The 12,861-nt window shown below is 66.6% G+C and carries 15 protein-coding genes; 5 read left to right on the forward strand and 10 right to left on the reverse strand.

The features are described 5' to 3' along the window. Positions 1 to 105 precede the first annotated feature (105 nt). Positions 106 to 1,122: an amino acid ABC transporter substrate-binding protein gene (locus tag AruCF_RS23155; protein WP_049076481.1), complete on the forward strand. Its 1,017-nt coding sequence runs from the start codon at positions 106 to 108 to the stop codon at positions 1,120 to 1,122. A 46-nt stretch (positions 1,123 to 1,168) separates the two neighbouring features. On the opposite strand, the gene AruCF_RS23160 is transcribed toward AruCF_RS23155, so the two are convergent. Both AruCF_RS23160 and AruCF_RS29285 read right to left on the reverse strand, forming a co-directional pair. Continuing rightward, positions 1,169 to 1,753 (reverse strand): HNH endonuclease, encoded by a 585-nt coding sequence (locus tag AruCF_RS23160; protein ID WP_080977506.1) that lies wholly within the window; start codon positions 1,751 to 1,753, stop codon positions 1,169 to 1,171. Between the two features lie 12 nt (positions 1,754 to 1,765). Continuing rightward, positions 1,766 to 2,104, reverse strand: a complete 339-nt coding sequence (locus AruCF_RS29285; RefSeq protein ID WP_144419172.1) for a hypothetical protein — start codon at positions 2,102 to 2,104, stop codon at positions 1,766 to 1,768. A gap of 140 nt (positions 2,105 to 2,244) precedes the next feature. On the opposite strand from AruCF_RS29285, the gene AruCF_RS23165 reads away from it, so the two are divergent. After that, complete coding sequence (locus tag AruCF_RS23165) at positions 2,245 to 2,526, forward strand: peptidylprolyl isomerase (protein ID WP_006385706.1); 282 nt, start codon at positions 2,245 to 2,247, stop codon at positions 2,524 to 2,526. Positions 2,527 to 2,755: 229 nt separating this feature from the next. On the opposite strand, the gene AruCF_RS23170 is transcribed toward AruCF_RS23165, so the two are convergent. The 4 genes from AruCF_RS23170 to AruCF_RS23185 all read right to left on the reverse strand — a co-directional run bounded on the left by AruCF_RS23170 (position 2,756) and on the right by AruCF_RS23185 (position 7,209). After that, the gene (locus tag AruCF_RS23170) at positions 2,756 to 3,526 is read right to left on the reverse strand and encodes an ATP-binding cassette domain-containing protein (protein WP_049076483.1); all 771 of its coding nucleotides are present in this window, start codon (positions 3,524 to 3,526) and stop codon (positions 2,756 to 2,758) included. 45 nt (positions 3,527 to 3,571) lie between these two features. Then, the gene (locus AruCF_RS23175) at positions 3,572 to 4,531 is read right to left on the reverse strand and encodes a sugar ABC transporter substrate-binding protein (RefSeq protein WP_049076484.1); all 960 of its coding nucleotides are present in this window, start codon (positions 4,529 to 4,531) and stop codon (positions 3,572 to 3,574) included. A 14-nt stretch (positions 4,532 to 4,545) separates the two neighbouring features. Further along, positions 4,546 to 5,490 carry an ABC transporter permease gene (locus AruCF_RS23180; RefSeq protein WP_049076486.1) on the reverse strand — a complete coding sequence of 315 codons (945 nt, stop codon included), beginning with the start codon at positions 5,488 to 5,490 and terminating at the stop codon, positions 4,546 to 4,548. 147 nt (positions 5,491 to 5,637) lie between these two features. After that, positions 5,638 to 7,209 carry a xylulokinase gene (locus tag AruCF_RS23185; protein WP_235432709.1) on the reverse strand — a complete coding sequence of 524 codons (1,572 nt, stop codon included), beginning with the start codon at positions 7,207 to 7,209 and terminating at the stop codon, positions 5,638 to 5,640. A 339-nt stretch (positions 7,210 to 7,548) separates the two neighbouring features. Between AruCF_RS23185 and kce the strand changes: the two genes are divergently transcribed. From kce to AruCF_RS23200, 3 genes are read left to right on the forward strand one after another with little or no spacing between them, the layout of a single operon-like run. Further along, complete coding sequence (kce, locus tag AruCF_RS23190; protein ID WP_049076490.1) at positions 7,549 to 8,484, forward strand: 3,5-dioxohexanoate:acetyl-CoA acetone transferase; 936 nt, start codon at positions 7,549 to 7,551, stop codon at positions 8,482 to 8,484. A gap of 56 nt (positions 8,485 to 8,540) precedes the next feature. Further along, positions 8,541 to 9,740 carry an ABC transporter substrate-binding protein gene (locus AruCF_RS23195; RefSeq protein ID WP_049076492.1) on the forward strand — a complete coding sequence of 400 codons (1,200 nt, stop codon included), beginning with the start codon at positions 8,541 to 8,543 and terminating at the stop codon, positions 9,738 to 9,740. A 31-nt stretch (positions 9,741 to 9,771) separates the two neighbouring features. Beyond that, a complete protein-coding gene (locus AruCF_RS23200; RefSeq protein ID WP_049076493.1) occupies positions 9,772 to 10,590 on the forward strand; it encodes an SDR family oxidoreductase in 819 nt (272 codons plus the stop codon). A 55-nt stretch (positions 10,591 to 10,645) separates the two neighbouring features. On the opposite strand, the gene AruCF_RS23205 is transcribed toward AruCF_RS23200, so the two are convergent. The 4 genes from AruCF_RS23205 to AruCF_RS29290 form a co-directional block, all read right to left on the reverse strand. Then, positions 10,646 to 11,575 carry a LysR family transcriptional regulator gene (locus AruCF_RS23205; protein WP_049076494.1) on the reverse strand — a complete coding sequence of 310 codons (930 nt, stop codon included), beginning with the start codon at positions 11,573 to 11,575 and terminating at the stop codon, positions 10,646 to 10,648. 129 nt (positions 11,576 to 11,704) lie between these two features. Next, entirely contained in the window at positions 11,705 to 12,301 is a 597-nt protein-coding gene (locus AruCF_RS23210; RefSeq protein ID WP_049076496.1) for a tail assembly protein, read from the reverse strand. Then, positions 12,298 to 12,513, reverse strand: coding sequence for a hypothetical protein (locus AruCF_RS23215; protein WP_049076499.1), 216 nt, complete (start codon positions 12,511 to 12,513; stop codon positions 12,298 to 12,300). The genes AruCF_RS23210 and AruCF_RS23215 overlap by 4 nt, the downstream gene beginning before the upstream one ends. Continuing rightward, positions 12,494 to 12,859 (reverse strand): hypothetical protein, encoded by a 366-nt coding sequence (locus AruCF_RS29290; protein WP_144419173.1) that lies wholly within the window; start codon positions 12,857 to 12,859, stop codon positions 12,494 to 12,496. The genes AruCF_RS23215 and AruCF_RS29290 overlap by 20 nt, the downstream gene beginning before the upstream one ends. Between the last annotated feature and the right edge of the window lie 2 nt (positions 12,860 to 12,861).

Consider the following 12,861-nt stretch of genomic DNA (forward strand, 5'->3'; position numbering starts at 1 on the left):
GGGAATTCCCTGATTCTCCGCCCCAGGCCCGGCCGATACCATTCGCCGCATTTCCGCCTCCCGGCGGACATAGACCCATAAGTTGCGCGCCCGCGCGGAGACACCATGAAAGCACTGACTACCGTCGCGGCAGGCGCCGCGCTCCTTCTCTCGTCGTGGGGCGCCAGCGCGGGCGCGACGTTCGAGAACGTCAAGAACAAAGGCTTCGTGCAGTGCGGCGTGTCCACCGGTGTGGCCGGCTTCTCGGTCAATGACAGCAAGGGCGGCTGGACCGGCCTGGACGTGGACCTGTGCCGCGCGTTGGCCGTGACCATGTTCGGCGATGCTTCCAAGTCCAAGATCATGGCCGTCAGCGCGGTGCAGCGCTTCACCGCCCTGCAATCCGGCGAAGTCGACGTCCTGCCGCGCAACACCACCCTGGTCATGACGCGCGACACCACGCTGGGCCTGATCGGCGTGGGCGTGAACTACTACGACAGCCAGGGCATCATGGTGAACAAGTCGCTGAACGTGAAAAGCGCCAAGGAGCTGGACGGCGCCACCGTCTGCGTGCAGCCCGGCACCACCACCGAATTGAATCTGTCCGACTGGTTCCGCTCGCAGAACATCGCCTTCAAGCCGGTGGTGGTCGAGCGCATGGATGAAATCGTCCGCGCCTTCGCGGTGGGCCGCTGCGACGCCTTCACCGGCGACAAGTCGCAACTGGCCGCGGCCCGCACCAATCTTGAGAATCCCGAGAAATACGACATCCTGCCGGAGAACTTCTCCAAGGAACCGCTGGGCCCCATGGTGCGCCAGGGCGACGAGCAGTGGTTCAACGTGGTCCGCTGGACCCTGTTCGCGATGCTGGAGGCCGAGGAATACGGCGTCACCTCGATGAACGTGGACGAGATGCTCAAGAGCACCAACCCCAACGTGCAACGCCTGCTGGGAGTGACGCCGGGCATGGGCAAGAACCTGGGCGTGGATGACAAGTGGGCCTACAACGTCATTAAGCAGATCGGCAATTACGGCGAGAGCTTCGAGAAGAATCTGGGGGCCGGCAGCCCGCTGAAGCTGTCGCGGGGGTTGAACGCGTCGTATCGGAATGGCGGGTTGATGTATGGGTGGCCGGTGCGGTGACGCGGCATAGCTGAATGGAACGACGGGCGCAAGAGGCGCCCGTTTTTTAATCAACCCGCTCTGCTCTAAAGACCATTTCTCTGTGAAACTGTAAGTACTCCGCGGTCTGGGCCGAAAATGCTCCCACATTTTCCCGTTCCGGTAGCCCCCAAGCTCTCAGGGTCGCCAACGCTGCCTCTCTCACCAGCAAATCACCATTGTTTTGAAAAGAAATCCAACCCTGATCAAACAGACGGTCGACATGCGGGGCCAACATCAAACCGTTATGACCATCTAAACGTTCGGCATGGGAACTATGCCGCCACGGTTTGATATGACTGGCCACCAGAAACCCCGGATCGGACACGCCGGTCAGTCGGCACTTTGGCTCCAGTTTCAAAACCTCTCGACGATAGGCGCCCTGCCCGATACGCGCTTGATAAAGGCGTGCTTTTTCCGTTGCGGGAATGGCCTGCGCCTCCAATTCTGCATCCGCTGATACGCCAACAATCAACGCCTCGTTCGTCTCAACATTACCCAGAACCCAGCGTCCAAACTCATTACTGATAGCCGAGAGATAAGCCAATTGAGCGTTGCCGTTGGGCAGCAATGGGGCATTTCTAGGTGCCAAGAACGTTCGAATCGTATCCATGTAGGGCTGCAACTAAAAGGGCATAGGTAACCGCTCCCATCGAACGCTTACCTCCCAACCAGGGACATCCCATCCCATCTCCGCATACCCAGGCTTAGGAGAAGAATCTATTGCGGCATGTAGGGCAATGCCAATCGCCTGAACATGCTGTTTGGCATAAGAAATGATCACGTCACCAGGCCTAACCTTCGCGACATTCAGCCAAGGAATTCGTTGCACATGGCCCGGACGAACTTGCGGACACCAGATGTACCCGCCCTCAAGCTCCTTCTTGTAAGACTTGCTGTGATTCACCCACCAGAAGTTCATCCATCGCTCCTTGTTATCTTTTGTAATAGTAGCGACATTCATGGATCAACTTGAAATCACATGCAAATTCGTGGAGCAGATGGAAGCCCCTCACTCCCCGCCCGTTTATGATGGCGTCGTAGCGAGTCCGCCCAAATGCGTTACTCTCCCCACCCCAATCATTCCCCCGCAAGGAGCCCAACATGGCACAAGCCTCCGCCCGCCACATCCTGGTTTCGACCGAAGCCAAGGCCAACGAACTGAAGACCGCCATCGAAAACGGCGCCGACTTCGCCCAGCTGGCCAAGGAAAACTCCAGCTGCCCGTCCAGCCGCGACGGCGGCAACCTGGGCACGTTCGGCCCGGGCCAGATGGTCAAGGAATTCGACACCGTGGTGTTCAGCGCCCCGGTCGGTGAAGTCCAGGGCCCGGTGAAGACCCAATTCGGTTATCACCTGGTCGAAGTGACCAGCCGCAAGGACTGAGTCCTCGTCGCGTCAGGTCAAGGGACCGTCGCCGGCGCAACGCCGGCGGCGGTTTTTTTACGTCCAGCGTCATGGGCAAGGCGCGCGGCATCGGCAACGAGACACGCCGCTAACATGCGGAATCCGTGTGGCGTTCCACGACGTTCGCGCCCGACCTTGTCCGTTCTCTGATCGCGGCCATGTCGCACTTCTGCCCGCTCGCGGCAGCACGCCATGGGTCCCTCGGCCATCAGGCTTTGCCCGTCATCACCATGTGCGCCAGCGCGTCGGCGTCCAGGCCCGCCACGTCGCGCTCCACGACCTTGACGCCGCTTTTCAGAATCGCGACGCGGTCGGCCAGGGCGACCACGTCCGCCATGTTGTGGCTGATCAGGATAACGGTGCGCCCTTCCTCGCGCAGCTTGCGCACCAGGTTCAGGACCAGCGCGGTTTCCTTGACGCCGAGCGCGGCGGTGGGCTCGTCCATGATGACGACGCGCGCATCCCAGCGCAGCGCCCGCGCGATGGCCACGGCCTGACGCTGGCCACCCGACATGCGTTCGACCGGGCGGTCCATGTCGTCGATCGGCACCGACAGGCGTTGCAGGTAGCCGCGCGCCTCCTGCGCCATGCGGCGCTTGTCGAGCACGCGCAGCGGGCCGATGCGGCGCACCAGCTCGGCGCCCATGAAGACGTTTTCCCAGATCGACAGGCGCGGCGCCAGCGCCAGGTCCTGGTAGATGGTGGCGATGCCCTGCGCCAGCGCGTCATGCGGCGAGCCGAACACCACCGGCTTGCCATCCAGGCTCAACTCGCCGCCCGTGGGCGCCTGGGCGCCCGAGATGATGCGGATCAGCGTGGACTTGCCCGCGCCGTTGTCGCCGCAGATGGCCATGACGCGGCCCGCCGGCACCTCCAGATCGACGCCCTTCAGGGCCTCGACGGCGCCGTAGGACTTGCGGACTTGGCGAAGCGATAGCGCGGCGGGCGGAGCGGCGGTCATGGTGGCGGAAGCGGACATGAATGATGCGGCGGCGGGCGGCGCGGCACGCCGCCTGCCGTGGGCCTATTTGGCGGGAGTCAGGAATTTCTGCACGTTGCTGGCATCGACCAGCACCGAGTCCATGAACAGGTAGGGGCCGGACGCGATCTTGTCCTTGGCTTCCTTCTTGACGACGATGCGGTCAATCGCGTCGACGGCGGTGACGCCCAACTGCTCGAACGGAATCATCATGGTGGCGGTGATGAGGCTGTTGGGATCGGCGATGCGGCGATAGGTCTCCGGGCCACCGTCGACCGACACCAGCGTGATGTCGCCCTTCTTCATGCCTTGCGCCTGCAGCAGGTCGTCAATCACGTAGGCCTGGCCGTCGAACGAGGCCCAGACGCCCTTGAACTGCCCCTGGTTGCGCAGGAACAGCGCCTGCATGCCGTTGCGCACGTCGTCGCGCCAGCTTTGCGTGCGCGCCATGCTGAACTTGGCCAGGTCCTTGACGGCGGTGTTTTCCGACAGGACCGCGTCGAGCATCTTGCCGCGGATGCGGGTGCCGGAGTTGCCGTCGAAGCGGGCCGACAGGATGTTGCCCTGGTAGCCCATCTTGCCCAGCAGGTACAGCACCGATTGCGCGCCGGTGGCGTATTCATTGACCTCGACGTCGAACAGCATGTGCGGGCTGGCGCCGGACATGACGCCGACGACGGCGATGCCCTTTTCCTTGGCGGCCTGCAACTGGGCGTCGGTCTCGACCGGCTTGCCCATGGCGATGACGATGGCGTCGACCTTCTTGTTGACCAGCGTGTCGAGCTGCTCGGCCAGCTTGGGCAGCGAGCCTTCGGCGTTCAACTGCGTCACGGTCCAGCCCTTGGCGCGGGCGGCCTCGGCGGCGGCGTTGGCGGCGCGCGCGTGGGTCTCCGAGGACATCTGGAAGGCCACCACGCCGACGTCGAAGGCGTGCGCGGCGCTGGCCGCCAGCGCCTGCGCGGCAAACGCGCCCAGCAGCAACGTGCGCTTGATGAATCGGTTCATGCTGTTTCCCCTTCCTATCCGAATTTGAAGGCCGCTTTCTTGAGCACGGCCGATGACACCGCGACGGACGCGACGATGATGAAGCCCAGGACGATGTCCTGCACGTAATAGGCCGCGCCCATCAACACCAGGCCATTGCCCAGGACCTTGAGGATCAGCGCGGCGACCAGCGTGCCGGGAATGTTGGCATGGCCGGGATTGAACATGGTCATGCCCAGCAGCACGGCGGCGATGGCGTACAGGAAATAGTCGCCGGCCATGTTGGGCGCGGCGGAGGACAGGCTGGAAGTCAGCAGCACGGCGGCCAGGCCGGCGCACAGGCCCGACAGCGCCAGGCCGATGCTTTTCATGGCGCGGATGTTGATGCCCGCCAGGCGGGCGGACTCGCCGGCCTCGCCGGTGGCGGTCATGCGGGCGCCGGTGGGGGTCCACTTGACCAGGAAGAAGGCGAGCAGCACCGCGCCCACCATCCAAAGCACCAGCGCGGAAATGCCGAAAGGCTTGCCGCGCGCCAGGTCGGTGAAGGCGGCGGGCCAGCGGCCCACGTACGAGACGCCGTCCGTCAGCATGAAGGCGAAGCCGCGCGCCATGGCGGCCATGCCGAGCGTGGCGATCAGGGAGGGAACCCGCAGCCGGGTGACGGCAAAGCCATTGAAGAGGCCGCAGAACAGGCCGACGCCCAGGCCGGCGGCAATCGCCAGCGGCACGGGCTGGCCGGTATGCACCAGGGCGCCGGTGACCACGGCGGCCAGGCTGGCCACGTCGGCCACGGACAGGTCCAGTTCCGCGGTCACCAGCGCCAGCGTGAAGCCGATGGCGATGATGGCCAGGAAGCTGGTTTCCTTGGCGATGTTCAGCAGGTTGCCGGGCGCGGCGAAATTCGGGGCGGCTATCGCGAAAAAGCCCACCAGGACCAATCCCGCGATTGCCGTACCGTACTTTTCCAGGATGCCGCGCATCGACTCGCCCTTGCTGCATGTGATTGATGGCGGGGCGTCCATCATGCCGCGCCCGCCGGCCGGATCGTGGTCCGGGCCTGTGGCGTCGTAGTGTATACCCGGCACACGCGCGCCGGCAGCGCGGCGCGCCGGATCGCGCCTAGGGTTTTACCCCAGCCGCAGCGCCGTCAATGCATGCGACACGGGCGCCAGCGCGGCTTCGGCGGCGCGGAACTGGGCATATAGGGCCCGATAATCGGCGAGCCGATCGGCGCGAGGCGCGTAGCGCCGGGCGACGCGCGCCAGCGCATCCTGCGCCGCCGCGAAGCTGGCGTAACGCCCCACCCCGGTCCAGGCCGTGGCCGCCGCGCCAAGAATGCCGGGCTGGTCGGCCTGGCCGACGATGACGGGACGCTCGCAGATGTCTGCCTTGGCCTGGCACCACCGCGGATTGGACGCGGCGCCGCCGCCGAAACGGATTTCGGCCACGGGCTGGCCCAGCGCCGCCTCGGCGCGCTCCAGCACGATGCGGTTCAGGAACGCCACGCCTTCCAGCACGGCCCAGGCCAGGTCGCCCGGGCCATGGCGCCGGTTCAGGCCGACAAAGGCGCCGCGCAGGTGCGGATCCCAGTAAGGCACGCGCTCGCCCTGCAGGTACGGCAGGAACAGCGCCGGTTGCGGATCGCGCGGCGCGCCCAGCAGGGCATCCATCGCCGGGCCGACGCCGGCCATGCCTTCAGCGCCCAGGCGGCCCAGCAAAGGCAACAGCCAGGCAATGGTGTCGGCGCCATTCTGGCCCGGCCCGCCGACCTGGTGATGGCCGCGGCCCCAATCCACGGTCATCAGGCCCTCGGCATGCACCGGCTCGGCGCCGACCGCGCCGAACACTTCGGTGGTGCCCGAGATGTTGTAGGCATACCCCGGGCGCAACGCGCCCAGGCCGGCGACGGCGGCCCAGGTGTCGTTGGCGCAGGCAATCACGGGACGGCCGGCCAGGCGGGCCAGCGCGCCCGGCAGCCCGGACCGCACCGGGCCGACGGTGTCCAGGGGATCGAGCAGGTCGGGCACCCAGGCGGGGTCGGCGCCGATGGCGGTGAGCAGGTCGCTGGCGGGCGCCGCCGAGCCCGGCACCTCCGCAACAGCCGGGGACGCCGGCCCGGCGTATATCGGAACAGGGGACGCCGCAGCCGCCAGGCGAGCCAGCGAAACCGTGTCGCTGGCCACCCGGCCGGTCAGGCGCAGATTGAGGTAATCCTTGGGATCCAGCACCGCCCGCACGCGGGCCGCGTGCGCCGGTTCCCTGCGCAACAACCAGGCGATGCGCGCCCAGGGATGAAAGGCGTTGATCTGTCCGATTTCCGGATGGCCGGCCGGCAGCGACGACAACCATTCGGGCAGGTCCGCGGCCGCCCGCGTATCGCGCCAGGTGATGGCGGGCCGGATGGCCGCGCCGTGCGCGTCCACGAACACCTGCGTGCGCGTGACACCGCAGATGGCAATGGCCTGGACCGCGTCGAAAGCCGCCGCGCCGGCCTGCGCCGCCAGGGTGTCCGCCAGCGCCTGCAGGCCGCGCCACCAGGCGTCGGCGTCGATCTCGTCCCAACCAGGCTGAGGCGCGACACCCGCCGGGCTGTCGATGAAGCAGGAATGGGCGATGCCGCCTTCCCCGTCGACCAGCGCCGCGCGAAAGCGCGTGCCGCCCAGGTCCACCGCGAGGACGTAGTTCACAGAAGCATTCATGACATCGATCGAAAAGGGCAAGGGGACGGGCGCGCCGGAACCGGCATATTACGAAAACGCCCCTTCCGGCGCATCAATGGAAGCGATGGCACGGCCCCCGCCCATACTTCGATATACGAGGAAGGCACTCACTGAAAGGCCGCTTCGCCGACCCGCACGGGCCCCTGCCCCCAATCCCGCCCCCCCTCCGTCGCCGGCCCTCCCTACGTTGCGCCGCAGCACCGGATTCCCTATCAATTGATAATTTCTGTTCAGGTGACAGCGGCCGGCGGCGTGCGACAGAATGGCCTGCGCCTGGCGGGAGACAGCCGGGCCTTCACATCCAAGAGGTCCAGGCCCATGAAGCCATCCAGGAACAAGGTCATCATCACCTGCGCCATCACCGGCTCGGTCCACACGCCGTCGATGTCGCCCCACCTGCCCGTCACGCCCGACGAGATCGCCCGCTCCGCCATCGAGGCGGCCGAGGCGGGCGCGGCCATCGTGCACTTGCACGCGCGCCGGCCGGACACCGGCCAGCCGACGCAGGACCCGGCGCTGTATGCGCAGTTCCTGCCGCGCATCAAAGCCGCGTCCGATGTGGTGATCAACATCACCACGGGCGGTTCGCCGGTGCTGCCGCTGGCCGACCGCATGGCGCCGGCGCTGCGCTTCAAGCCGGAAGTCGCGTCACTGAACATGGGTTCGATGAACTTCGGCATGTACGAACTGCTGGAGCGCTTCAAGACATTCTCGCACACCTGGGAACGCCCCTACCTGGAAGGCAGCAACGACCTGATCTTCAAGAACACCTTCAAGGACATCGAGCACATCCTGACATCCTGCGGCGACAACGGCACGCGCTTCGAGATCGAGTGCTACGACATCGGCCACCTGTACACCGCGGCCCACTTCGTCGACCGCAAGCTGCTCAAGCCGCCTTTCCTGATCCAGTCCGTGTTCGGCATCCGGGGCGGCATCGGCACGCACCCCGAGGACGTGATGATGATGAAGCGCACCGCCGACCGCCTGTTCGGCGCCGACTACACCTGGTCGGTTCTCGCGGCCGGACGCAAGCAGACACCGCTGGCCACCATGGCAGCGACGATGGGCGGCAACGTGCGAGTGGGACTGGAAGATTCGCTGTGGGACGGGCCAGGGGAACTGGCGCGGTCCAACGCCGACCAGGTGCGGCGCATCCGCCGCATCCTGGAAGACCTGTCGCTGCAGATCGCCACGCCCGATGAAGCGCGCGCGACCCTGCAACTGAAGGGCGGCCAGGACGTCGCCTTCTGAACCAAGGCGGCAGGGCCATCCACCACAACGAGATCCGCGGGATCGAGGAGACACACATGAAAAAGACACTGTGCGCGGCCGCGCTGGCCGCCGTGCTGGGATGGACGGGCGCGGCCCGGGCCGATGAGGGCGTGATCCGCATCGGCTTCATCACCGACATGTCGGGCCTGTCGGCGGACGCCGATGGTCCCGGCGGCGCCGAGGCCATCAAGATGGCGGTGGCGGACCTGGGCGGCTTGGTGGCGGGCAAGAAGGTCGAGGTGCTGGTGGCCGACCACCAGAACCGCGCCGACATCGCCTCGTCGCGGGCCCGTGAATGGCTCGACCAGAAAGGCGTGAACATGCTGATCGCCGGCGCCAACTCGGCGGCCGCGCTGGCCATGGCCAAGGTGGCCGAAGAGAAGAAGACGCCGTTCTTCGTGGTGAGCGCGGGCGCCTCGGAACTGACCAATTCGCAATGCACGCCCTACACCGTCCATTACGTCTACGACACCGTGTCGCTGGCGCGCGGCACGGCGCGGGCGATGCTCAAGGAAGGCAACAAGGACTGGTTCTTCCTGACGGTGGACCACGCTTTCGGGCAGGCGCTCGAACGAGACGCGTCGACCGTCGTGCAGGCCGAGGGCGGAACGGTCAAGGGGCGCGTGCGCCATCCGCTGAACACGGCGGACTTCTCGTCCTTCATCCTGCAGGCGCAGGCGTCGGGCGCCTCGGTGCTGGGGCTGGCCAACTCCGCCAGCGACACCAGCAACGCGGTCAAGGCGGCCGCCGAATTCGGGTTGACGCCGAAGATGAAGATCGCCGGCCTGCTGGTGCTGATCACCGACATTCACGCGCTCGGCCTGCCGGCGGCGCAGGGCATGTACCTGACCACGGCGTGGTATTGGGACCAGGACGACGCGTCGCGCCAGTGGGCGGCGCGCTTCGAGGAGAAGATGAAGAAGAAGCCGTCGATGCTGCAGGCCGGCGACTACTCGGCCACCACCACCTACCTGAAGGCCGTGGCCGCCACCGGCAGCACCGATGGCGACACGGTGATGAAGTGGCTGAAAGCCAATCCGGTGAACGACTTCTTCGTGAAAGACGGCAGGATCCGCGCCGACGGCCTGATGGTGCACGACATGTTCCTGATGCAGGTGAAAGCGCCCGCGGAATCGAAGGGGCCTTGGGACTACTACAAGCTGGTGGCGCGCGCGCCGGGCGACCAGATCTACACCTCGCCGGCCGAATCGACCTGCCGCCTGATGAAACCCTGACCCCGCGCGGGTCATCCCTGGAGGAACCAGCATGACTGTGAAGAACCCCGTCCCGGCGGACATCGGCGCCCTGCCCGTGGACCTGTCGGGCAAACGCGTCATCGTCACGGCGGGCGCGGCCGGCATCGGTGCCGCCATCGCCGGCGCTTTCGCGGCGCGCGGCGCGCGGGTGCATGTGTGCGATGTGGACGAACAGGCGCTGGCGGCGTGCCCGCATCCCCATTCGCGCGCCGACGTGAGCCGACGCGACGAGATCGACCGCTACATGGGCGAGGCGCTGTCGCACCTGGGCGGACTCGACGTGCTGGTGAACAACGCCGGCATCGCCGGGCCGACCGCCGGCATCGGCGACATCGCCCCGCAGGACCTGGAGGCGACGCTGGACATCAACCTGGCCGCGCAGTTCCATACCGTGCGGCACGCGCTGCTCGCGCTGCGCGAGGCGGGCGGCGGCAGCATCATCAACATCAGCTCGGTCGCCGGCCGCATGGGCGTGCCGATGCGCACGCCCTACGCCGCCACCAAGTGGGGCGTGGTCGGCCTGACCCGCTCGCTGGCGGTGGAGCTGGGCGGCTACGGCATCCGCGTCAACGCGCTGCTGCCGGGCCTGGTGGCGGGACCGCGCATCGACCGGGTTATCGCGGCCCGCGCCCGCAACATGGGCGTGACGGTGGCCGAGGAAACCCGGCTCGAACTGGCCGGCGTCAGCCTGGGGCAGTTCGTGCGCGCGGCGGACATCGCCAACATGGCGCTGTTCCTGGCGAGCCCCTTCGGCGCGATGGTCAGCGGACAGGCCATCAGCATCGACGGCGACCTGCAATCGCTGCCGTGGCAACCGCCCGCGGACTGAGGATTTTCCCCAGCCGCACCGGGGCGCGCGGCCACCGGCGTTCGGCGCCCGGTGCCTAAGCGAGCAGTTGGATCGCTTGCTCGTACACCCCGCGTTGCCGTTCGCGCGCGGCCGCGTGCAGCGCCTCGACCAGGCGCTCGGCCGGCTCCTGGCTGGCCGCCTCGTTGCGCGCGATCAACACGAAATCAAACCACTGGCGCGAAGCCAACGGCAGCGCCACCAGTTCCGGATAGGCTGCCGCGATGTCGGCCGCCGACAGCGCGTTGACCATGCTGACACCGCGCACCGCGCATACGGTGCCGGCCAGCAGCGACATATGGGCCCGCATGCCGGAACGCAACTGCATCGACTCGGCGATGTCGCCCTGGGGCATGACGTAGTCGGACCACAAGGGCTGCACGTAGCTATCGGGGCGGATGTCTCCCACCCTCACGATATCGCCACGCGCAAGGCAATGCTCGCGATGCGCGATGGCCATGACCTCGGTGCGCAGGAACGGCCGGAACGCCAGCCGCGCGCTCTGCTGCGACACCGCCCCCAGCCCGAAATCGGCGCGCATGGTGTCGACGGCGCTGATCGCCTGCACCGATGACTCCAGATCGAGCGAGAACGGCCTCGTGCCATTGGCTTTAAGGTAGCGGCGCACCGCGTCGGGCGCGTACGAAAGCGCCAGCGCGGGCGAGCAGGCAATGCGCAGCCCGCGGCCGCCGAACTGCTCGATGCTGTGCAGCGCCTCGTCGATGCGCACCAATTCATCCAGCACGAACTTGGCTTCGCCGTACAGGTACTGGCCGGCCTCGGTGGGCCGCAGCGTCTTGTGGGAGCGGTCGAACAACTGCACGCCGGTCGACTGTTCGAGCCGCGAGATGGCGTGGCTGACGGCGGGCTGCGTGAGGTGCATGGCCTGCGCGGCCTGCCGGGTGGATCCGGTCATGACCACGGTGTAGAAGATGCGCAGGTCGTGGATGTTGAAATTGCGTTTCATGCGGTGTCGCGGCTCCCCGTCAGGGCGAAGCGCCGCTCCACCCGATGCCTGATTCTAGGTCGTCTTGCCGCTGAAGGCAGGCATACCGGACGGGAAACCCGTCCGGTATGCCTGGACTGCCGGCTCGCCTCACACCTGGTCTTCGGAGTAGATACCCGCCGAGATGGTGGCGCTGCCCACGAACATCTCGCCGTACAGCACCGGCACGGGGTTGCCCTGCGCCGTGGTGTTGACCGGGCCGTTGAAGTTGTACGACGCGCCGTTGTTGGGCCCGTCCTTGACGCTCAACGCGCGCTGTTGCGGCGTCAGCAACTGCACCACCCCGCCCAGCGTCATCGCCATGCCCATGGTCAACAGCGAGGTACTGGCGCTCGCCCACAGCGCCGCGTTGACCACCGGAATAAACGATGCCACGATCATCGCCACGCCCACCACCACCTGCATCAGGCCGCCACGCTTGGCGCCGGTGGGCATGGGCGCAATACGGATGTCCTCGGTGCCGGACGGGCGCGCCAGCTCGGCTTCGCCCAGATTGCGGCGGCCGATGAAGCAGGCATAGCGCACCCCCTTGGATTCGCTGTCGAGCAGACGGCTCTCGAAGCCGGGCAGCAGGACGCATAGCGCTCGTATCGCTTCGGCGGTGCTGGAAACAGCCAGCCGATGCATACGCCCGAACTCCGCGCCCAGGCGACCGTAGAGGCGGACGGTTGCGAGGGGTTGGCTCATGGCGCGTCCCCCTCTGCATCGATGACCGGCTTCGGATAGCGTTGCTTGACGCCCTGGCATTGCGCCACCCATTGCGTCACCTCGGCGGGCAGCGCCTGGCCCGACGCCTGCAGGTGCGCGGCGAACTTCATGATCGCGTCGAGCTGGTCGCCGATGGCGGGATAGGCGCGGGCGCGCAGCGGCGCGTAGGGTTCATAGTGGCGGATTTTCAACGGTGAACTCCTTGTTGAGATAGGGCCAGGCTTCGACGATGACGAGATAGCTTCCAGGCTGAGCGAACTCCAGCTCGGCAACCCGTTCTGTGCACGGATAGCCGCTATCGCCAATCCTGATGAAACAAGGGACCGGCAGTTCGGTCAACGTCAGGCCGGAAAGCGTCGCCGGACTCTGTGGCCTTGGCGTCAGTTTTCCGTCCATCACGCATTGCACGTCGGGGTCTCCAGCCCCTTCCACCCAGAACTGTTGATTGTGCCGACCAGTCGCCACCACGCAGTCCAGCGGACCAGTCATCACGCCAACAATCCGACCCTCAGCGTCATAGAAAGAAGCGGTTTTCATAT

The sequence above is a fragment of the Achromobacter ruhlandii genome, assembly GCF_002082135.1.
Lineage (GTDB): Bacteria > Pseudomonadota > Gammaproteobacteria > Burkholderiales > Burkholderiaceae_B > Achromobacter > Achromobacter ruhlandii.